This is a genomic window from Streptomyces sp. NPDC052052 (assembly GCF_040680455.1).
Classification (GTDB): Bacteria; Actinomycetota; Actinomycetes; order Streptomycetales; family Streptomycetaceae; genus Streptomyces.
In genome coordinates, this window is the sequence record NZ_JBFAWU010000006.1 from 191,656 (window position 1) to 212,582 (window position 20,927).

A 20,927-nucleotide genomic window follows, 5' to 3' on the forward strand; every position below is an offset into this window, starting at 1 on the left:
CTTGGGACGCACTGGTGAGAGAAGTGATCAATGCCTTCCGAGCACGCTGACAACGCCCACGCGGAGCCGGCCGGAGAGACCGCGCAGACCGATGCCCTCGCGTTGAAGATATTGGTCGCGGGAGGCTTCGGGGTCGGGAAGACGACACTGGTCGGTTCGGTCAGCGAAATCCGGCCGCTGCGCACGGAGGAACTCCTCAGCGAGGCCGGACAGTCCGTGGACGACACCGACGGTGTCGCTCAGAAGACCACGACGACCGTCGCCATGGACTTCGGACGCATCACCATCCGGTCCGGTCTCTCGCTCTACCTGTTCGGCACGCCCGGGCAGGACCGTTTCTGGTTCCTGTGGGACGAACTCTCCCAGGGCGCGCTCGGGGCCGTCGTCCTCGCCGACACCCGGCGCCTGGAGGCATGCTTCCCGGCCGTCGACTACTTCGAGCACCGGGGCATCCCCTTCGTCGTGGCGGTCAACTGCTTCGCGGGCGCCCGCGCCTACGGCGAGAGCGAAGTGTCCCGTGCCCTCGATCTCGACCTCGGCACTCCCGTCGTCCTGTGCGACGCGCGTGACCGGGACTCCGGCAAGGAGGTCCTGATCCGCACGGTCGAACATGCCGGCCGGATGCACACCGCCCGGCTCCTCGACTCGGTGAGTTGACCGGCCGGGGCAGATCCGCCGTACACCGAGGGCACGGACCCGGCCACATGACCGAGGAGTGCTTGCCCGTACGTGACCGGTGCGCGAGGCTTACGCGAAACGTGGGGTACGGGGAACGCATGAGCGGGGAGGAGCGGGGACATGGCGCTGGACAGGGAACTCGACTGGCTCCTGGACGACCTCACGAGCAGGGTCGAGCACATACACCACGCATTGGTGCTGTCGAACGACGGACTGGTGACCGGAGCGAGCACGAGCCTGGCGCGTGAGGACGCGGAGCATCTTGCCGCCGTCTCGTCCGGACTGCACAGCCTTGCCCGTGGATCGGGACGTCATTTCCGGGCGGGCAGGGCCCGGCAGACCATGGTCGAGTTCGACGAGGCACTCCTCTTCGTGACAGCAGCGGGGGACGGCAGTTGCCTGTGCGTACTGAGCGCGGCCGAGGCCGATGTCGGCCTGGTCGCGTATGAGATGACGCTGCTCGTCAACCGAGTGGGGGAGCATCTCGGTGTCGCCGAGCGACAGGCGAGGAGCGAAGAGGACTGACCGAGGTGCCAGGGACCGCACCCGGTCCTTGGCCGCGTACCGGACACGGAGCGGTCCGTGGCGGGGCCCAGACCGGTGGCCTCGCCGAAAACCGCTCGCGCGGGGACGGCGGCACCGGCATGCTGGCCCCTGTGCTGATCAGGGAAGCCCACGCCGAGGACTGGCCCGCCATCTGGCCGTTCTTCCACGACATCGTTGCCGCTGGTGAGACCTTCACCTACCCGCTCGACCTCGGTGAGGACGAGGCCCGCACCTGGTGGCTCCTCGAACCACCGAACCGTACGGTGGTCGCGGTCGCCGAGGACGGAACTGTCCTCGGCACGGCGAAGATGAACAACAACCACATGGGCCATGGGGCACACATCGCCAGCGCCAGTTACATGGTCGACCCCCGTCACGCCGGGCAGGGTGTGGGCAGGGCGCTGTGCCAGTACACGCTGGAGTGGGCCCGCGCATCGGGATTCCGGGCGATGCAGTTCAATGCCGTGGTGGAGACGAACACTCCCGCTGTCCGGCTCTACCAGTCACTCGGCTTCGAAATCCTGGGAACCCTGCCCGAAGGATTCGAGCACCCGCAGCACGGATTCGTCGGACTGCACATCATGTACCGCCCGCTGTGACGGCCTGCCAGTCCGCCATGTCCCACCTTGTGCGATCGGCGGCTGCCCCGCCCCGGACGACACGCCCCCACGACGTCTCCTGTCACCGTTGCTCCTGGGGCGGCCGCGGGGGAGTGGCGGCGGGTGGTGCAGGCGGCCCGATCTCGCACCAGACGGCCTTCCCCTCGCCGCGGGGCTCGGTGCCCCAACGGGTGGCAACGGCGTCGAGAAGCAGCAGACCCCGCCCCGACGTGGCCGTCTCACCCGGACTGCGGCGTCTCGGCCGGGCGCTCGATCGGTCCTGCACCGACAGCCGGATGCGGCGGGCGGGCTCCGGCAGCACCTCCAGAGTGAGGACCGCTCCACCTTCGGTGTGCAGCAGCACGTTCCCCAGCAGCTCGCCGGTCGCCAGTTCGGCATCGTCGGCGAGATCGGCCAGGTCCCAGTCGGTCAGCGCCTGGCGCACGATCGTGCGAGCGTCGGACAACCCCTCGGGGTCGGCCTGGTGGATGTACTGATGCAGGCGCGGCGCCTGGGGCGATCCGGGGTCGGGGCTACGCCGTAGCACCAGGAGCGCGACGTCGTCCCCCGACCCCCAACGCTCCCACAGCCGGTCCGACAGATGATCGGCCAGGGCCTGAGCGTCCGCCGGCCCCGCCCCGAGCTCGTCGACCAGAGTCTGCACGCCCGCGTCCACATCCGCTCCGGGCTCCTCCACCAGTCCATCGGTGTAGAGGACAAGGGTCTCGCCGGGCAGCAGGTCCAGACGGGTCTCAGGGAACTCCTCGCTCTCGAAGTCGGTCGAGATGCCCAGCGGCAGACCACCCCGCACCTGGGGATTGCCGACCCGCCCGTCCACGTGCCGGATCAGTGGTCCGAAGTGTCCGGCACGCACCACGCGCACGATCCCGGAGCCGAGATCGACCTGGGCGTAGGTACACGTCGCGAAGCGGTCCGTGTCCAGTTCGGCGAGGAAGCGGGAGGCCCGTGCCAGTACGGTCGGCGGAGGGTGTCCCTCGCCCGCGTAGGCGCGCAGGGCGATGCGCAACTGGCCCATGATGGCGGCGGCATGCGTGTCATGCCCTTGTACATCGCCTACGACGATGCCGAAGCGGTCCATCGGCAGCTGGATCACGTCGTACCAGTCACCTCCGACCTGGTGTCCGCTCCAGGCCGCGTGGTACCGCACGGCCAGCTCACCGCCCTCGATCTCCTGGATCCGTCGTGGCAGCATCGTCGCCTGGAGCCCGGTGGCGAATTCGCGCTCCTCGTCGAAGAGCTTCGCCCGCTGCAGGGACTGGGCGACGATGGCGGCCAGCCCCAGGCACAGAATGCGCTCATCGGCGGTGAAGGCCGTGTTCTCGCGGTAGTAGAGCGCCAGGGTGCCGAGAGAGCGTGCCTGGGCGACGAGCGGCAGATAGGCGGCCGCGCGGAAACCCAGCCGCTCCGCGTACGGGGCCAGCGCGGGATAGCGGTCGATGAGCCGGGGGACCGAGTTCAGGAACCGGGGGCGGCCGCTGAGAACCGTGTCGGCCAGGGGGTACGTGCGGTCCAGCCCCGTGGATCCGAGCTCGTCGAGGGCCTCCAGTGGCTCGCCGCTCAGGGCGATGACGTTCAGCGAGGTGTTCTCGACCAGACCGAGTGCCAGGCCTTCCGCTCCGAGCCGTTCCAGTCCACCGGGGCCGGTGAGCACGGCGGTCACATCATCCACGGTCACCGCACGCGACAAGGCGCTCGTTGTTCGTTCGATGACGCCGGCCTGGCGCCGGCGACGTTCTTCCAGTTCCCGTACGAAGGCCGAATGGGTCACCTCCGCCGTCGCGTCCCGGACCACGCCGACCACCCGGTGCGCCCGGCCGTCGTCGCTGCGCAGGATCCGCGCCTGCATATGGGTCCACTGGTCCGGCTGCTCGTCGACCGGCACCCTGAGGTGCACGCTGTACGAGGTGTGGCCGCCTTTGATCGCCTCCTCGACCGCCATCCGCAGCCGGGCCCGCTCCACCGGCGCCAGCCGTCCCACCAGAGCCTCGGGCCGTGAGTCGAACGTCGAGGGATCCAGGCCGAGGACCAGCAGGCCCGCGGCGTCGATGTCCAGGGTGTGGGCGTCCAGATCCCACTCGAAACTCCCCGTCCGATTCATGGCAAGGCGCTGCGCCGTCGCTGTCTCGCCCTCGTGCGTCTTGTCGACCGGCGGTCGGGGCAGTGCGGGGACACGTCGCTCCCGGTCCTGATCGGCCATGCCTGCTCCGGAAATCGGCCGACGGGAAACTGAAACTGCGGGCTGCGGACCCGCCAGGATGCCGGGACCGCGCCGCGGCCCGGCATCGATGTCTCCATTGTCGAACCGCTTGGGGAACGCTGCCAGAGATGGCCACGGCACCGTCGGCTGTCGAGCGCCGGTGCCGCCGTTCCCGGCACCCTCCCGTCCCGAGCCCGGGGTGTGCCCCGCAGAATGGCAGCGGAAGATCGTCCGCGACCGCGGACGGTACGGCACAGGGGCTGACCGGAGCGCATCCATGAACCACGACGATTCCGTCCTGCTGCACACCGAGGGCCGCGTCCGTCACATCACCCTCAACCGTCCGCACGCTCTCAATGCACTGACCCACGCCATGGTGCGGCGCATCGATGCCGCCCTGGCCGAGGCCGAGGCGGACGACAGCGTCACCGCGGTCCTGATCACGGGTGCCGGGGAGCGCGGCCTCTGCGCAGGCGGGGACATCCGCTGGATACACGACGACGCCCGCGCCGGCGTCGGCGCCGCGATGGACTTCTGGCGCGACGAGTACCGGCTCAACGCGCGCATCGCCCGGTTCCCCAAGCCGTACGTCGCGATCATGGACGGCATCACGATGGGCGGTGGCGTCGGAGTCTCGGCCCACGGCAGCGTCCGGGTGGTGACCGAACGGTCACGTGTCGCCATGCCCGAGACCGCTATCGGCTTCGTCCCCGATGTGGGCGGTACGTACCTGCTCGGCTCGGCACCCGGTGAGCTCGGCACCCATCTCGCGCTCACCGCGGACGCGGTCGGCGCGGCCGATGCGCTGCTCTGCGGGCTCGCCGACCACTTCGTACGCGCGCAGCGCCTCCCCGGGCTCACCACCGCGCTGGCCGGCTGCGGTACGGCTGCCGAGATCGAGCGGACGGTGCGGCGGCACGCCTCGCCCGCGCCGAGCGGTGAACTCGCGGCGCACCGCGAGTGGATCGATTCCTGCTACCGGGCCGATACCGTCGAGGAGATCCTCGACCGGCTCGACAACAGCGGTGTGCCCGCCGCCAAGCAGGCCGCCGCAACGATCGCGGCCAAGTCGCCCACCGCACTCAAGGTGACCCTCGCCGCCCTGCGCAGGGCCCGGAGGCTTCCCGGCCTGGAGGCGGCCCTCGACCAGGAGTTCCGGACCTCGTGCGTGGCCTACGCCAGGCCCGACCTGGTGGAAGGGGTACGGGCCCAGATCATCGACAAGGACCGCAGCCCGCGGTGGACGCCGGCGGAACTCGCCGAGGTGTCCGAGGACGAGGTGGCGCTCTTCTTCGCCCCGCTGGGCGCCCGCGAACTCGGCCTCGATCCCGGTTCCCGGACCACGGGACGAGGCTCCCGAACAACGGACTGAGAGGGACGGGGCGGCCGCGGAGCCGCTCGGCAGGTGCGTTCACCAACCGTTGCCGGACACGGTCGGCTGAAGCGAGCGCACGAGTTCGAAGAAGCGGGACTCGTTGCCGCAGAGGCCCGCCCGCTCCAGCGCGCCATCGGCCTCCGCCATCGGTGAAGCGAGCAGCGACAGGTGCGCAGGGCCTTCGTCAGGTTCCTCGAGCGCGGCGCGGGTTGCCTTCAGCAGCCGGACGTAGGCCTTGGCCGCGGTGAGTTCGTCATTGCTCATCTCAGCATCTCCCGGTCGGAGGTGTCGGACCCTCGGACCCACCAGCATCCCTCATGGGTCCGACAACGCCCGGCACTGCGGGGCGCGGGGAACTACTGGTCTCCGCTCGGCCGTCGGGAAGCGGCCGGTGGCTCGACCTCCAGGAATCTCCTGCGCCGCGGCCCGCGGTACAGCAGAACCGTCCAGCCCAACTCCCGTAGCGCGGCCGCGCAACGGGCCAGCTCGGCCTCCTCCTCATGGACGGCCCCGCTCCCTGGCGGGCCGAGCCACTCGACCCTCACGCTGCCCGGGGTCTCGCCCTCCTCCACGCGGTACCCGGTCGCCGTGCGCAGGCCGGATGCGTCAACTGCCGAGGAGGCCAGACCGGATGCCTCCAGGGCGAGAGCGACCGCCCGTACCGGACGGAGTCGCTCCCACTGCGCGGGCACGCGTTCCGGGTCCGCGTGACCGGTGTTCGTCAGCCGCCGGATGTGCAGCATCCCCTGGAACGCCGCGCGAACCGAGACCCCACGCTTCTCATCCGATGCCGACTCTGCCGGGCCGTCCCCGGTGGCCGGTTCGAAACCGGTCTCGTGTGCGGTGCCCATCAGCGTCCCCTTCGCGCGTGCCGTCCTACTGCCAGTGTGCGTCGGCGTCTGACATCCGGTGTGCGTGCGGTCCGCCCCGTCCTCACACGGGGCGAACCCCGCAGGACGTGCTCACGCCGCACGGACCGGATCACGATGCGGCGGCCCGGATACGCTTCCCAGGCGCGCAGAAGAACCGTTCGGCGAGGTCGGGCACGCCGACAGCCGTGAATTCGTTGCACAAAGGGGCGTACCCGGAGCGCCTTCGACTCGACCGGACCAAGGAGTCCCGCACATGCCCAGCAGTACCGACCGCAGCCGCACCGAGCCCGAGCGAACCGACGGGAGCCGCACCCGCCTGGTCGAGCGGCTCATGGAGCAGTTCCCGCACGTGCCCCGGGAAGCCGTCATCAAGGAGGATCTGCTGCGCGGCGGCGTGGCGTTCGACGAGTCCGCGCTCAGTGACAACGAGGGCGGTGAGGTCAAGCCGAAGTCGTACTTCATTTTCTCGTTCGACCACGGAACCCTCCCCGAGCTCGGCGCGGCCGCACTGCGCCGGCCGCCGGAGGAGATCGTGCTCACCGGGGGGCCCTACGAACTGCGCAGGACCGTGGTGTCGGTCCGGGTCAATCCGGCGTCGCCGTACCGGGTGGCGGCCGACGCCGACGGAGTGCTCGGGCTGTACCTCGACGGCAGGAGGATCTCCGATGTCGGCCTGCCGCCGATGCCCGACTACTACCGGCACACCCTGGAGAACGGAAAGTCCGTCATGGAGGTCGCGCCGACCATCCAGTGGGGCTATCTCGTCTATCTCACGGTCTTCCGGGTCTGCCAGTACTTCGGGGCGAAGGAGGAGTGCCAGTACTGCGACATCAACCACAACTGGCGTCAGCACAAGGCGGCGGGACGCCCGTACACCGGTGTGAAGCCGGTCGAGGAGGTCCTGGAAGCACTGGCCATCATCGACAAGTACGACACCCAGAAGACCTCCACCGCCTACACACTCACCGGCGGCGCCATCACCTCGCACCTCGGCGGCCGTGACGAGGCGGACTTCTACGGGCAGTACGCCAAGGCGATCGAGGAACGCTTCCCCGGTCGCTGGATCGGCAAGGTGGTGGCCCAGGCCCTTCCCAAGGCCGATGTACAGCGTTTCCGTGACTACGGCATCCAGATCTACCACCCGAACTACGAGGTCTGGGACCGTCGGCTCTTCGAGCTCTACTGCCCCGGCAAGGAGCGCTACGTCGGCCGCGACGAGTGGCACCGCCGCATTCTGGACTCGGCCGAGGTCTTCGGCCCGCGCAACGTCATTCCCAATTTCGTCGCAGGTGTGGAGATGGCCGAGCCCTTCGGCTTCACCACGGTGGACGAGGCCATCGCATCGACCACCGAGGGCCTGCGCTACTTCATGTCGCACGGCATCACTCCGCGGTTCACCACCTGGTGCCCCGAGCCCACCACGCCGCTGGGCAAGACCAACCCGGACGGGGCGCCGCTGGAGTACCACATCCGCCTGCTGGACGCCTATCGCGCGACCATGGAGGAGTACGGGCTCAGCTCGCCCCCCGGCTACGGCCCGCCCGGTGCCGGTCGGGCGGTCTTCTCCGTCAGCTCGTTCATGGACAGCCTTCCGGCACAGCCGGAGGACGCTCTGTGAACCGAGCCCCGGGGACCGGCCGCCACCAGGGCGGTGGCAGCCGGTTCATCTCCGGACCGTGACGGGTGGGTATCGGGACAAAGGAAAACCTGTTCGCCCCTTCACTGGGAGGATGGGGGCGGGCGACTCCGGGCACGTGCAGAGAAGAGCAGAGGAATCCCCGGACCCATGTGGAGGCGGTGCCCATGCTGCATGGGGTAGACGTCAGTTCGCATCAGTCGTCCTTCGACACGGAGGGACTGGACTTCGTCCTCATCAAAGCCACCGAAGGCCGTTCCTACCTCAATCCGCAGCTGACCTCGCAGGTCAAACGGGCCAGGGACGCGGAATGCGTGGTCGGTTTCTACCACTTCCTCTGGCCCGGACACATCTCGGAGCAGGCGGAGTACTTCGTCGGGAAGGTCCCGGAGAAGACGGGGGATCTGCTCGCTGTGGACTGGGAGGAGAACGGGGACGGCACGTGGGCGAACAACTCCGAGAAGGACTGGTTCATCCGTGAGGTCAAACGGCTGAGGCCCCATCACAGGGTTCTGCTGTACTGCAATCGTCACTTCTGGCTGCACCACGACATCACGTCCTACGCCGGGGACGGACTGTGGATCGCCGACTACGTGACGGCGGGCAAGCCCAGGATCAAGGCGCCGTGGCGCATCCACCAGTACACCGACCGGCCGCTCGACAAGGACGTCGCCGCGTTCTCCTCGCGGAGCGCCCTGCGCGACTGGGCCCGCGGCTAAGCGCTTGGAGATCATCAAGGTGTTGCTTCCCGTTCTGGCGCTCGTTGGTGTGGAATGCGCATCCCGGACGAGGCTCGTGCCCAACTTGCTGTGAAATGTGCGGCGTTGTTCCTCCACCTCGACGAACGGCAGCGGCGGCTCCTGAGGGGAGCCGAGGCCCGGCTGCTGGGGCATGGCGGCATCCGGGCCGTCGCGCGGGCAGCCGAGGTGAGTGGGACGACGGGGGCGACGCCGACCACGTCCGGGCCCGATCAGAGATCATTTGCGGGACAAGCTTGAGCAGGGTCCGGCCGACGGCCCTACGGTGTCACCGGCGAGGGGGCGGCTGCGCAGGAATCGGCGGCCTCCTTGGCGGAGTCGAGCACGTCCTCGCCGTAGAAACCCTGCAGCCAGTTGGTCTGGTAGATGGTGTCGAGGTAGCGCTCGCCGAGGTCCGGGCTGATGGCCACTGCGGTGAGTTCGGGCGCGTCGCGCCGGGCCATCCAGTCCGTTGCGGCGCTGATCACCGTGCCAGTGGAGCCGCCGAACAGGAATCCGCGCCTGGCCAGACGATGGCAGGCGCGTACGGTGTCCGCCTCCTCGACACGAATCACCTCGTCGACATAGGACTCGTCGAGCAGCGGCGGGCGCATGCTCGTGCCCAGACCGGGAATCATCCGTCGGCCCGGCGTACCGCCGAAGGATGCCGAGCCGACGCTGTCCACCGCGATGATCCGCACGCGCCGGTGCCATCTCCGGAAGTAGCGCGCGCAGCCCATCAGGGTCCCTGTGGTGCCGGCTCCGACGAACAGCACGTCCAGCTGTGGGAACTTACGGGCGATCTCCGGCGCGGTCGTACGGTAGTGCGCGTTCCAGTTGCTCGGATTGGTGTACTGGCTGAGCCACACATACCGGTCGTCGGAGGCGCACAGCGCGCGGACGTACTCCAGCCGTGCGCCGAGAAAACCGCCGTGGGCCTGCTGTTCGGCGATCACGTGCACCTGGCTGCCCAACGCCTCCATCATCATTTTGTTGGACAGATTGACGCGGGCGTCCGTCACACACAGGAACCGGTAGCCCTTGCTTGCCGCGATCACGCTCAGCGCCACGCCGAGGTTTCCGGAGGAGGACTCGACCAGGATCGATTTCGGCGTCAGCTTTCCCTCCCGCTCAGCGTCCTCCACCATCTCGGTCGCGGCCTTCAACTTGATCGAGCCGGCGAAGTTGAAGCCCTCGCACTTCAGGAAGAGCGAGTGCCCGAAGATCGACCGGAGGTCGACATAGAGATTCTCTTCGTTGAAGGCGTAGGGCGCGGAAATGACGGGCACGATGGTCTCCTCTGTCTGGAGCAGAGCACTATCGGAACTTCCACTCGGCCGTGGGCGCGTTCCTCGCTTGTGCGGGCGAGACCCCGTGCCCAACCGGGCGGGAAAGGGCCCTGCGTCCGCGGCCGCTATCTCATGGGTCAGGACCTGCTGCGACGTGACCGGTGGTCTCTCCTTCGAGCAGCCTTGAAGGAGCCTCCTGGACTCTCGGCCTGCTCATCCGTAACGGCTCAGTTCGTGGAAGAAGTTGTCGACGACGTGCAACTCGCCGCGGTGAGCCACTTCGGTGTACACGTACTTGCCCAGCGCGAGGTCGAGCACCCCGAGGCCGAAGGGCGAGAACACCACCGGCCGGTCCGTCGGCACTGTCACCCGCCCGGCCATCACGTCGTCCAACGTGCCGTTCAGGAAGTTCCGACTGCCTGTGAGTTGCTCGGCCAGATGCGGCGACGTGTCGGCCTTGAGGCAGTGCTCGACGTCATCGACGATGTTGGTCGAGGCAAGCAGGATCTCCGGTGCGAGGTCGCGCAGCGACACATGCAGCACCAGCGGGTTGTGTGCGAACCATGACAGGTCACTGACGTGCGGCTGACCGGCGACCGTGGCGAAGACCACCAGGTCACTGTTGCAGATCAACTGCTCGGCACTGTCGTGCACGATGATGCGGCCGCTGGCGCCCGACTGCTCCAGGTAGCAGCGGAAGCCTGCCGCGCTGTCGGCGGACAGGTCGTGTACGCCGATCTCGTCGAACGACCAGCCAGTACCGACCAGGAAGGTGTGGATGTAGCGGGCGATCAGGCCCACCCCGAAGAATCCGATGCGTGTCGGTCGCGATCGGTCGCGGCTGAGCCAGTCGGCCGCCGACGCCGCCGACGCGGCTGTCCGGGTGGCGCTGATGATCGAACTCTCCAGGCAGGCGAACGGGTAGCCGGTGTCGTGGTCGTTGAGGATCAGCACGGCCGATGCCCTTGGGATGCCGGCCGTCACGTTGTTCGGGAAGCTGGAGATCCACTTCAGGCCGTCAACCCGTGTGTCCCCACCGATCGAGGCGGGCAGCGCGATGATCCGGGAGGACGGGCGGTCGGGGAATCGCAGGAAGTACGACGGCGGGTTCACCGAATCACCGGCGCCGTGTACCCGGTAGGTGGTCTCGATCAACTCCGTGATCGGCTTCTCGCGTCCGTGCAGCGTGCGCCGGACCTGGGCACCGGAGATCACCGCGAAGGGTGGCACGGTGATCGGTGCGACGCTTGCGGACTCTCTTGCGAACTCTCTTGCGGTGGAATCGACAGTGGTCATCGCGTGGTCACCTCCACGGTCGGTGAGCAGTCGGCCAGACGCACCGGTTCGGCCATGGCGACGAGCACCTCGCGCGGTCCGTCGAAGGGCTCCCTGCTGTGCGCGGTGCGGACGTTGTCGACGAGCATCAGGTCGCCGGTCTGCCACGGTTCGCGTGCGGTGTTCGCCTCGTAGACGCTGTTGAGCAGCTGGACGACGTCCTCGCCGATCGGGTCGCCGTTGCCGAACCGGGTGTTGAACGGCAACCCGTCGGCGCCGTAGACGTCCACCAAGTACTCGTGCACCTCGGGAGCCAGCGTCCACTCGTTGAGGAACGCGATTTGGTTGAACCAGCAGCGTCGGCCGGTGACCGGGTGGCGCACCACGGCGCTACGGCGCTGTCTGGTGCGCAGTCCACCGTTGGGCTGCCACTCGAACGCGATTGCGTTGGTGTGGCAGTAGCGCTCGACGGCGCCCCGGTCGTCAGTGCCGAAGGCCTCGGCGATGGACGCGCCGATCTCGTCGTTGTAGCTGCGGGTGAGCAGCCAGCCCTCGCGCTCGAACCGCTTGGTCAACTCGGTGGGTAGCGCGTCCAGCACGGTCGGTGAGTCGGCCACCGCGGTCGCCCCGCCGTCGGTGGGCGCGCTGAGACAGGCAAACATCATCAGGCCGGGGAACTCAAGCGTGTAGCTCAGTTCGTGGTGCATGCACATGGGCTGGTTCGGCGGCCACTTCGATGAGGAGTACACCCCGTCGGAGTAGGCCTGCCGAGGTGCGAAGGCTTCCCGCTCGGTCATCAGACCGGAGGCCAGCTTCGAGAAGACGGCCCCGGTCTCGACTGCGTCGCGCAGCCCGAGGCCACGGACCAGAACCGAACCGTGCTCGGCGACGACTGCGCGCAGCGCGTCCCGGTGCTCGGCCGCCCAGGCCGGCGCGTCGCCAGCGGCCTGGGCCCGCACCCGCGGGGGTGCGCCGGAATTCAGTTCCACATCGACCAGCAACGCCGTGGATTTGAACGACATCTTGTTTTCCTTTCAGTCGATACTCAGGAAGAAGCGGACCATCCGGCGGCGTTCAGCACGGCCTTTGCTGCCTCGGCCGGACGGGTGCTCAGGAAGTAGTGGCCGCCGTCGGAGAGCTCGTGCAGGTCGACCTGCTCGGCCAGGAGCTGCCAGTCGAGGTACCGGCGCGGGTACTCCGCCGTGCTCGGGTCGTCCGCGGCAACGACCACGGTGACCGGAGCGGAGAGCTTCTGCGCCGGCGGGTGCTCCAGGACGCCGGCGAAGTAGTGGTGTGCGGACACGCAGTCGTGCCGGTACGCGGCGCCGACGTGCTCGGCGTGCTGCGCACTCAGCTCACCGAGCGAGGTGTGGCCGCCGTGCGCGCTCAGGCTTGCGGCGATCTCGGCGTTGCTCCGTCCGGTCAGCTCGGCGATGGTGGCCCGCCGGTCGTCGGCGTCCCCGAGCAGTTGCGCGCCGAGGAACACCCGTTGGACGTCCACTCCGCGCTCTCGCAGCTTTCTGGCAGTCTCCACGGCCAGCGCGGTTCCCGAGGAGTGGCCCCATAGCAGGATCCCGGTCAGGCCACGCCCGGTGATCTCGTCGACGACCTGCTCGACCACCTGCGTCATCGGCACGAGCGACTCGCTGTCGGCGGTCACGTCGTGACCGGGCAGCTCGACGGCGTAGACCGCCGGTCCACCGTCCGGCAGCACTCCGGCCATCGGCTGGAAGTTCACCGCGTTGCCGCCGGCGTAGGGGAAGCAAACCAGGGCTGCGGTCTGCGCACCGTCCGGTTCCGACAGCGGCTGAAGCAGCCCGGCACGCCGCACGGACCTGCCGTCGATCAGCCCGGCCAGATCGGCGAGGACCGGGTGACCGGTGACATCCTTGAGGGACACCGCACGGTCCAGGACGATGGCCAGCTTTACTGCCGACAGCGACGTGCCGCCCCGGTCGAAGAAGTGGTCCCTCCGTCCGACCTGGTCCTGGGGGATGCCGAGGACCTTCGCCCAGGCGGCCGCCAACTGCTGTTCGGTCGGCGTATCCGGCGCGCGGTAGTCGTCCCGGACGACCTCGAGTTCTCCGGCGAGTGCCTGCAGGGTCCTTCTGTCGATCTTGCTGTTGGCCGTCAGCGGCAGAGCCTCCCGCCAGTGAAAGGCCGACGGGACCATGTACGCGGGCAGCGACTCACCGAGCCGGTCCGGCAGGACGCCGAACTCGAGCGGCCGCCGACCGGAGTAGAACGCCACCAGGTGCTTGCTCCGGTCGGCCCGCTCGGTGACCACGACCGCACCGTCGCGAACACCGGGCACCTGCAACAGGGTGTTCTCGATCTCGCCGATCTCGATCCGGAAGCCACGGATCTTCACCTGGGTGTCGCGACGGCCGAGGAACTCCAGCTTTCCCTCGGGCGTCCAGCGGCCGTAGTCGCCGCCCCGGTAGAGGCGGGCGCCCGCCCGGTGCGGATCGGCCAGGTAGGCCTGCCCGGTGCGCTCGGGGTCGTTGACGTATCCGCGGCCGACGCAGACGCCGGAGAAGACGATCAGGCCGGGGGCACCGAGCGGCACCGGGACCAGGTGCTCGTCGACGACATAGACGCGCACGTTGTTGACCGCGGGACCCAGCAGGATCCGGTCTCCGTCGGGCACGCATTCCATGACCTCGTGGTTGGTGTCGTCCGAGGTCTCGGTCAGCCCGTAGGCGTTGACCAGCTTGATCCCGGGCTGGGCGGCGAACCAGCGCTCCACGAGCTCCTTCTTCAGCGCCTCGCCCGTGACCGACACGCACCGCAGGTCCGGCAGCTCGCGGGGGTGCTGCTTCAGGCAGGACACGACCACGTCCAGGTAGGAGGGTACGACCTGGAGGACGGCGACCCGGCCGTCGACGATCTTGTCGACGAACCGCTGGATGTTCAGGATCACCTCCTGTTCCACCAGTAGGGTCCGCCCCCCGACCAGGAGCCCGGACACCAACTGCCACAGCGAGATGTCGAAGCATTGGGGTGCGGTCTGGGCGATCACCTGTCCCTCGCCGATCTCCAGGTCGTCGATCTTGGCGTAGAGGTGGTTCAGCATGCCCGCGTGCTCGCACATCGCACCCTTGGGCTCACCTGTGGAACCGGAGGTGAAGTAGATGTAGGCGAGCTGGTCCGGTGCGATACGGAGGCCCAGATCATCGTCGGCGTGGTCTTCCTCGTAGGCTGCGCAGACGGAGAGCTTTTGGACCCCGGACAGCGAATCGAGGGCCTGGTCGAGCGTGGTGGTGCTGCCGGGTTCGGTCAGCACGAGCCCGCATGCGGCACGGGAGAGCATGGTCGCGATACGGTCGGCCGGGAAATGCGGCTCGATGGGCAGATACACGCCGCCGGCTTTGAAGACCGCGAGGACGGCGGCCATCCAGTCCAGGTTGCGCTCGGTCACCACTGCGACGACACCTTCGGGGCGCAGCCCCCGCGCGAGCAGCGCTCGTCCCACCCGGTTGGCGTGTGCGTTGAGTTCCCGATACGTCAGTTGCTGTTCCCCGTGTACCGCGGCAACGGCGTCCGGGTGTGCCGCCACCCGCTGCTCGAACAGTTCGTGGAACCGGTGGTCCGGCAGTTCCCGGCGTGGGCCGGCGAGTGATTCGAGCTGGAAATGGAGTTCTTCGGCGGAGAGCAGGTTCTGCCGCCCGTGCTCGGCGTCCGGATCGGCGGCGATCAGCGCGAGTGCGGTGAGGTGATAGCCGGCGATCCTGACGGCGCAGTCTTTGTCGAGCGCGTCGTTCCGATAGCGCAGCCGCAGCACAAGGTGGCGGCCGCGTCGCGAAAATCCCACCCACAGCAGGGTGCTTCCGGCGACTTCGCCACCCACGCCGTGCGGATCGAACACCGATTCGATCGACGGCTCTGCCAGACCCAGTTCGCACCTGAGCTCATCGACCGGGTAGTCCTTGTGCCCCAGCAGCTCCGACCTGACTCGATCAGTGTCCAGCAGCAGCGCCCGCCACGAGTCGGGCTCGGTCGTCAGCCGGCAGAGCAGCGGTCGGCCGCCCTCAGCGGTGACGTATCCGGTTGCGACCTCGTGCTCGCCGGACAGCGCCGCGAGCACCTTGGAGTGTGCTGCCAGCAGCACCGAGTCGAGTGGTACCGCCAGGTCCTCGGCCAGTCGGACCAACGCCGCGAGGACGTCGTCCGGGATCGGCGCCTCATGTTCGCCGATGCCCTTCTCCGGATTGAGCGTCCACCGCGGGATTTCGGTGAATCCACCGGCGACGAGCACAGCGCGCCAGAACTCCCGGTCGGCCTGCGCATGCATTCCCATCTGGTCGTCCCTCTCCATTCGCCTTCGCCATCGTGCTGTTCAGCGCCGACCAGGGCGGCGCTGCTGTCCCGTCCGCGTCAGCGCCTCGGGCTGACCAGGGGCGTCTCGCATCTCCGTGGCGGGGTTTCCTCCCCAGCGTCCGTGCTGCGGGACCTCCTCGCCCTTCATGAGAAAGGAGTCGGGTGCGAGCACCGCGCCCGTGCCCATCGTCACGCCGTAATGGACGTGGGCTCCCACGCCGAGGGTGCAACCGGCGCCGAGGATGCTGCGATCGGACTTGAAGGTGCCGTCCTCCTGTGAATGGCACTGGATCTTGCTTCCCGCATTGAGCGTGCAGTCGTTCCCGATGGTGGTGAGCGTCCGCTCCGTCACATAGCAGCCGTCATCGAAGACCCTGCTGCCGATCCGAACCCCCAGCATCCGCCAGATCACATTCTTGAAGGGGGTGCCGTTGAAGATTTCGAGGTAGGTGTCGGGCACCTTCCAGAGGCGCTCGTGCCACCAGAAGTATGGGTCGTAGATGGAGCAAACCTGCGGTTGCAGCGTGCGGAATGCCGCGATGCCGCGCTCCACCAGTACGAAGTAGAGGGCAGTGAACCCGAGGCTGAGCACCAGGAACTCGGCGATCAGCAGATGCCCGTAGGAGCGGTACAGCGCGGCGTTCACCAGGCCGAGCATCGTGAGCACGAAGAAGTGCAGCCACCGCACGAGCAGGAAGAAGACCATCGAGCGGATGTTGTAGTGGTTCTTCGCGGCGAGGTTCCGGCGCAGCTCGTCGCCGCCGCGGAGATGATCGAACCGGGAATCGCGTTCGACCGACCGGGGAATCTCGAAGCACGGCGAGCCGAGCAGGCCCACCCCCTCGCGCACCTCGCCTTCGAGTGGAACCATCACCTTCGTCGCGAGGAGACAGTTCTCACCTGTCCTGGCCCCCGAGGGATAGGCGATGTTGTTCCCGAGGAAGTTATGTGCCCCGATCGAGGCCCGGGACACCCGGAAGGACGTGCTCGAATAGTCGGCGTTCATGATGGAGAGCCCGTCGGCGACCATCGTTCCGTTCCCGACCGTGCACAGAAACGGGGTTTCGTGTTGCACTTCCGTGCCGAAGTTCGACCCCGTCTGCTCGACCCGGGACAAGTCGTATCCGATGCCGCGCAAGTAGTGGACGATGTAGGAGCTGTCACCCAACAGCCATGTGAAGAACTTGATGTTGGTCATGCGCCCGATCGCCCGGTGTACCGAGTAATGAAACCCGTACAGCGGATAGATCCTGTCCGGCTTGACGACCAGGTTCAGCAGGCGCGGAACGGTGGAAATCACCGCCAGGCCCACGACGACGAAGCCGAAGAACAGCAGCAGGGAAAGGATCAGCGCCTCGATGTAGAGATCCAGTGACGTGAGCTCCAACGTGCCCAGCCCGTTGTGCAGCGCCGGGACGAGGGGCACCAGCATGTACGCACCCCCGACAGACAGTGGCACGTAGAGGAAGAACAGCTGAAGCACGGTGATCAGGCCGAAGCCGGCCCGGCGCAGCGTGCCGCATGCGGCCGGCCCGATCCTCAGGTAGTCATGCTGCGTGAGCTGTGCCGGGGATCCGTGCCAGCTCTGACCGCCCGGGACCGCCTGACCGCTGTACAGCGTGGACGTGTGACCGAGTTGGGCCCCGTCGCCCATCGACGTGTCGATGTCGAGCACGGTCTTCTCGCCGATGAACACGTCCCGGCCGAGGGTGACCCGGCCAGTCTGGATACGCCCGGCGTGTGCCCGGTAGCAGAGGAAGAACGAGTCTTTGCGGATCACGGTGCCGGCGCCGACCGTGAGGAGGTCGGTGCAAATCGGAACGTTTCGGGAGAGGATCGTGACCCCTTTGCCGATCCGTGCGCCCAGCGCTCGCAGGTAGAGCACGTACAAGGGATTGCCGACGAAGAAGACCATCGGGTTGGCGTGGATCAGCACTTTGACGGTCCAGAAGCGCAGATAGGTCAGACTCCAGACCGGGAAACTTCGTGATGTCCACCGGCCGATGAGGAGCCATTTGGCTGCGATGGGGAAGGCGCACAGACCGACGAAGCCGAGGCCTCCGAAGACGAACGATCGCAGGTAGATATCGATCACACCCGACCCGGCGGAGACCCATGCGTAGCCTCGATCGACAACGAGTCCGGCGAAGAATAAGTATCCCAGGAAAAGCAGGAACTGCAGGGTTCCGCAGAGGGCGTACCACACCGTGCCGACTGGGGTCACCACGTCGGACGGTGCCGGGACCGACGGCTCGGCGGGGGCGGTGTTCGTGAGCCCCGTCGCCAGACTGCGGATCGTCGGGTGCCGGTAGATGTCCTTCATCGACGCCGAGGGGAGGTCCGCTCGCTTTCTGACTCGTGCGCAGAAATGCGCCATCACCAATGAGTTGGCGCCGAGGTCGTCGAAGAAATGGCTGTCGATCGAAACTCGTTCGAGGCGCATGACGTCGGCCAGCACCTCGGCGAGGTTTTTCTCGATGCCGGTCTCCGGACTGGTGAACCTGCTTGTATCGATTGCGGATTCATCAGGCCCGGGCGTCAGGACGTCGTGGGATTTCTCCTCCATGCAGAGCTCCTTGAAGAACTTTCGAGTGCTGTCGCCATTACGGTGAGCGCTCCGTACTCGCGATATTCGATGGCTGGAGCGAGTGGTCCGGGAATCACGAGGTCGAGTTCTGCTGTCCGGATCCCGAACCGCTGCCTCGGTCCTGGGTGTCCATCGTCGGGCTGCCACTCGAACTCTGTCGCATGGCCCGGCAGTGGCCCTCCCGGTTCCCTCGTCGCCCAGGACCTTGCCCGGCGGGACGGCGATGAGTTGCGTGTGGGTCTCGCCGTGCAGTATTCGAGTGGTCCGTTCCTGATCCGGGAGGAGTTGCGCCGGGATATGGTGCGGGAGAGAGTCATGTACAACGCTCCTTGTTCTCCGATGGAACGTAAGGGGACCGGCAGAGCGCATCCGGCCCAAGTGTTCGGCTTCCGCCCAAAAGGTCGGTTGTCGACGAAGTCAAGTGATACCACGTGTGGCAGCACGCAGTGGTTGGCGTTGCCGATCGTCCGGGGGCGGAGAGCGGGCACATGAGGCTGGGACCCGGCTCCGGGTCCAGGCTGCCGGAACTTCTTCTCGAGCACGGAAAAGAACCGGCAAGTGTTGTCTGTTTTCAACTTCCTCGGCTAGGGATATGCACCCTGCCCGTGCACCATTTCAGTGACCCACAGGGAGATTTGAGGAGCAAGGCTCGTAACCGCGGATCACCCGAAGGTAGTAGCGGCCCGTCTTGTGTGAGCGAATTTCACGCTCGGGCGGTTTGGTACCGCCGGACGGCCACGGGCCTGCACCATGCTCGATATGAACCACCTCTTCCCCATGCCGTTCACCCCCGGTCGCAAGGGCTGAGACTCGGCGGTGACTTGACTCTGTCGGGGATCTCGGGGTTCCCGATGCGCCAGCCTGATCAGCGGGCATGCTCGTGGCTGATCCGAAGTCCTCCGCAGTTGTCGAGGTGCCAGCTGCCAGCTGCCAGCTGCCGCGTCGTACGCCCTGGCCATGGAGCTGGACGATCCCGGCGGCCGCCACAGGGTGCCGGCCGACTTCCGTGAGCGCCTCGCCCTGGACGACCGCGCCGACCGCCTGTGCGATCTGGCGCTCGCACGCCTGAAGGAGGCCGGACTCGTGCGCGAGCGCACCACGCAGCGCACCAACTCCACCCATGTCCTGGCCGCGGTGCGCGACCTGGGCCGCCCGGAGCTGGTCACCGAAGCCGTCCGTGACGTGCTGGAAGAAGTGGCCCGCACCGCTCCGCACCTGATGACCGTCCTGGCCGACGAGGACTGGGGGCTCCGCTACGGCCGGCCGGTCCGCCTTGGCGGAAACCCCACCCGGCCCAGGACCAGGATCCTTGCCACTGGTGACGATGCCTTCCGGCTCCTTGAAGACATCCACCAGCGCGGACCGGGGGTGGGACCGGACCGCAGGCTGAGGCCCTGCGGCAGATCCTCTTGCAGAACCAAGGGCTTGCAGGTCATCAACATGGGGTTTTGATCGTGCTCTTTGGCTCGTTGCTCAGGGAGATGACCTGGGCTCGGAGGGGTGCGAGGGCGGTCGGTGGGGCGGTCGCTGGCGGGATGCTGATGCCGTGTGTGTCGAGCAGTTTCCTGATCTGCAGCAGGGCGCGAGTCGCGGGCTGAGCGATTCGCATGAAGAAGCGAAAAATGGCTTTCCGAAATACTCTGTTTCGAGGCTTATGTCACCTCTTGTGATGTGAAGGGGTGACGGAACAGCCGCCACGCGCCTGATCGAAGCGGAGGAGTCATCCATGAAAGCCGCCGTTGTCCGCAGTTTCACCGAGCCGCTGGTGGTCGAGGAGCGGCCCGTGCCGAAACCGGCCGGACACCAGGTCCTGGTGCGTATGGAGGCCTCCGGGCTGTGCCACACCGACATCCATGCGGCGCAGGGTGACTGGCCGGTCAAGCCCAGCCCGCCGTTCGTGCCGGGGCACGAAGGCATCGGCATCGTCGAAGCGGCGGGGGAACAGGTGACCCATCTCGCGGTGGGGGACCGGGTGGCCATCCCCTGGCTCGGAGAGGCCTGCGGGCACTGCGACCACTGTGTGTCCGGCTGGGAGACGCTCTGCCTGGAGCAGCAGAACAGCGGCTACTCCGTGGACGGCAGCCACACCGAGTACGCACTGGCTCACGGAACGTACGTGGTGCCGGTGCCCGACGGCATCGACCCGCTGGACGCGGCACCGCTCACCTGTGCGGGCGTCACCACGTACAAGGCCGTCAAGATGTCCGGCGCACGTCCGGGCACGCGCGCCCTCGTCTCCGGCATCGGCGGCCTGGGGCACCTCGCCCTGCAGTACGCACGGATCTTCGGTGCCGAGACCATTGCCGTCGACGTCACCGACGAGAAGCTGGCCCTCGCCCGCGAACTCGGGGCCGATCACGTCATCGACGCCCGGGTCCAGGACGTGGCCGAGGAGACCCAGCGGCTCGGGGGTGCGGACGCGGCCATCTCTCTCGCCGTGAGCAGCGAGTCGTTCAGCGCCGCCTACGGTGCGCTGCGCCGGGGCGGGACACTCGTCCTGGTGGCGCTGCCTGCCGAGGGAAAGCTGGAACTGCCCGTCTTCGACACGGTGCTGAACGGTACGAAGATCGTCGGTTCCATCGTCGGGACCCGTGAGGATCTCGCCGAGGTGTTCCGGTTGCACCAGCTCGGCCGGACGCGCGTGGTCCGCGAGAGCCGGAAGCTCGAGGACATCAACGCGTCGATCGAGTCGGTACTGAAGGGCGAGGTGCCAGGGCGTCTCGTCTTCGACATGCGCTGATCCGGGCGCGTGCGGCGGGGTTCCCTCGTGGCCGGCTGGCCGGGAACCCTGCCGT

At 67.6% G+C, this 20,927-nt stretch carries 16 protein-coding genes and 1 pseudogene; 9 read left to right on the forward strand and 8 right to left on the reverse strand.

What is annotated here, in order from left to right:
- Positions 1-30: 30 nt before the first annotated feature.
- The 3 genes from AB0L71_RS09630 (at position 31) to AB0L71_RS09640 (ending at position 1,823) form a co-directional block, all read left to right on the forward strand.
- Complete coding sequence (locus AB0L71_RS09630) at positions 31-657, forward strand: ATP/GTP-binding protein (RefSeq protein WP_365240151.1); 627 nt, start codon at positions 31-33, stop codon at positions 655-657.
- Positions 658-798: 141 nt separating this feature from the next.
- A complete protein-coding gene (locus AB0L71_RS09635; protein ID WP_365240153.1) occupies positions 799-1,203 on the forward strand; it encodes a roadblock/LC7 domain-containing protein in 405 nt (134 codons plus the stop codon).
- A 131-nt stretch (positions 1,204-1,334) separates the two neighbouring features.
- Positions 1,335-1,823: a GNAT family N-acetyltransferase gene (locus tag AB0L71_RS09640; RefSeq protein WP_365240155.1), complete on the forward strand. Its 489-nt coding sequence runs from the start codon at positions 1,335-1,337 to the stop codon at positions 1,821-1,823.
- Between the two features lie 82 nt (positions 1,824-1,905).
- Here the strand turns inward: AB0L71_RS09640 and AB0L71_RS09645 are convergent, their stop codons facing one another.
- Positions 1,906-4,041 (reverse strand): SpoIIE family protein phosphatase, encoded by a 2,136-nt coding sequence (locus AB0L71_RS09645; RefSeq protein WP_365240157.1) that lies wholly within the window; start codon positions 4,039-4,041, stop codon positions 1,906-1,908.
- Between the two features lie 277 nt (positions 4,042-4,318).
- Between AB0L71_RS09645 and AB0L71_RS09650 the strand changes: the two genes are divergently transcribed.
- Positions 4,319-5,413, forward strand: coding sequence for an enoyl-CoA hydratase/isomerase family protein (locus AB0L71_RS09650; protein WP_365240160.1), 1,095 nt, complete (start codon positions 4,319-4,321; stop codon positions 5,411-5,413).
- A 39-nt stretch (positions 5,414-5,452) separates the two neighbouring features.
- On the opposite strand, the gene AB0L71_RS09655 is transcribed toward AB0L71_RS09650, so the two are convergent.
- Both AB0L71_RS09655 and AB0L71_RS09660 read right to left on the reverse strand, forming a co-directional pair.
- Positions 5,453-5,680, reverse strand: coding sequence for a hypothetical protein (locus tag AB0L71_RS09655; RefSeq protein ID WP_365240162.1), 228 nt, complete (start codon positions 5,678-5,680; stop codon positions 5,453-5,455).
- 92 nt (positions 5,681-5,772) lie between these two features.
- Complete coding sequence (locus AB0L71_RS09660) at positions 5,773-6,267, reverse strand: hypothetical protein (RefSeq protein WP_365240164.1); 495 nt, start codon at positions 6,265-6,267, stop codon at positions 5,773-5,775.
- Positions 6,268-6,541: 274 nt separating this feature from the next.
- Between AB0L71_RS09660 and AB0L71_RS09665 the strand changes: the two genes are divergently transcribed.
- The 3 genes and pseudogenes from AB0L71_RS09665 to AB0L71_RS09675 form a co-directional block, all read left to right on the forward strand.
- Positions 6,542-7,906 (forward strand): radical SAM protein, encoded by a 1,365-nt coding sequence (locus AB0L71_RS09665; RefSeq protein WP_365240167.1) that lies wholly within the window; start codon positions 6,542-6,544, stop codon positions 7,904-7,906.
- A gap of 185 nt (positions 7,907-8,091) precedes the next feature.
- Positions 8,092-8,643 carry a GH25 family lysozyme gene (locus tag AB0L71_RS09670; RefSeq protein WP_365240169.1) on the forward strand — a complete coding sequence of 184 codons (552 nt, stop codon included), beginning with the start codon at positions 8,092-8,094 and terminating at the stop codon, positions 8,641-8,643.
- 54 nt (positions 8,644-8,697) lie between these two features.
- Positions 8,698-8,865, forward strand: a pseudogene (locus tag AB0L71_RS09675) (ISAzo13 family transposase); the annotation flags it as partial.
- 77 nt (positions 8,866-8,942) lie between these two features.
- Here AB0L71_RS09675 and sbnA read toward each other — a convergent pair.
- The 5 genes from sbnA to AB0L71_RS09700 all read right to left on the reverse strand — a co-directional run bounded on the left by sbnA (position 8,943) and on the right by AB0L71_RS09700 (position 18,111).
- The gene (gene sbnA, locus AB0L71_RS09680) at positions 8,943-9,950 is read right to left on the reverse strand and encodes a 2,3-diaminopropionate biosynthesis protein SbnA (RefSeq protein ID WP_365240171.1); all 1,008 of its coding nucleotides are present in this window, start codon (positions 9,948-9,950) and stop codon (positions 8,943-8,945) included.
- A gap of 213 nt (positions 9,951-10,163) precedes the next feature.
- Complete coding sequence (gene sbnB, locus AB0L71_RS09685) at positions 10,164-11,246, reverse strand: 2,3-diaminopropionate biosynthesis protein SbnB (RefSeq protein WP_365240173.1); 1,083 nt, start codon at positions 11,244-11,246, stop codon at positions 10,164-10,166.
- The gene (locus tag AB0L71_RS09690; RefSeq protein ID WP_365240175.1) at positions 11,243-12,247 is read right to left on the reverse strand and encodes a TauD/TfdA family dioxygenase; all 1,005 of its coding nucleotides are present in this window, start codon (positions 12,245-12,247) and stop codon (positions 11,243-11,245) included. Before AB0L71_RS09690 ends, sbnB begins: the two co-directional genes overlap by 4 nt.
- A 23-nt stretch (positions 12,248-12,270) precedes the next feature.
- Positions 12,271-15,525, reverse strand: coding sequence for an amino acid adenylation domain-containing protein (locus AB0L71_RS09695; RefSeq protein ID WP_365240177.1), 3,255 nt, complete (start codon positions 15,523-15,525; stop codon positions 12,271-12,273).
- A 39-nt stretch (positions 15,526-15,564) separates the two neighbouring features.
- Positions 15,565-18,111 (reverse strand): Pls/PosA family non-ribosomal peptide synthetase, encoded by a 2,547-nt coding sequence (locus AB0L71_RS09700; RefSeq protein WP_365240179.1) that lies wholly within the window; start codon positions 18,109-18,111, stop codon positions 15,565-15,567.
- Positions 18,112-19,089: 978 nt separating this feature from the next.
- On the opposite strand from AB0L71_RS09700, the gene AB0L71_RS09705 reads away from it, so the two are divergent.
- Positions 19,090-19,584, forward strand: a complete 495-nt coding sequence (locus AB0L71_RS09705) for a hypothetical protein (protein ID WP_365240181.1) — start codon at positions 19,090-19,092, stop codon at positions 19,582-19,584.
- 274 nt (positions 19,585-19,858) lie between these two features.
- The gene (adhP, locus tag AB0L71_RS09710; protein ID WP_365240183.1) at positions 19,859-20,872 is read left to right on the forward strand and encodes an alcohol dehydrogenase AdhP; all 1,014 of its coding nucleotides are present in this window, start codon (positions 19,859-19,861) and stop codon (positions 20,870-20,872) included.
- The last annotated feature ends 55 nt before the right edge of the window (positions 20,873-20,927 follow it).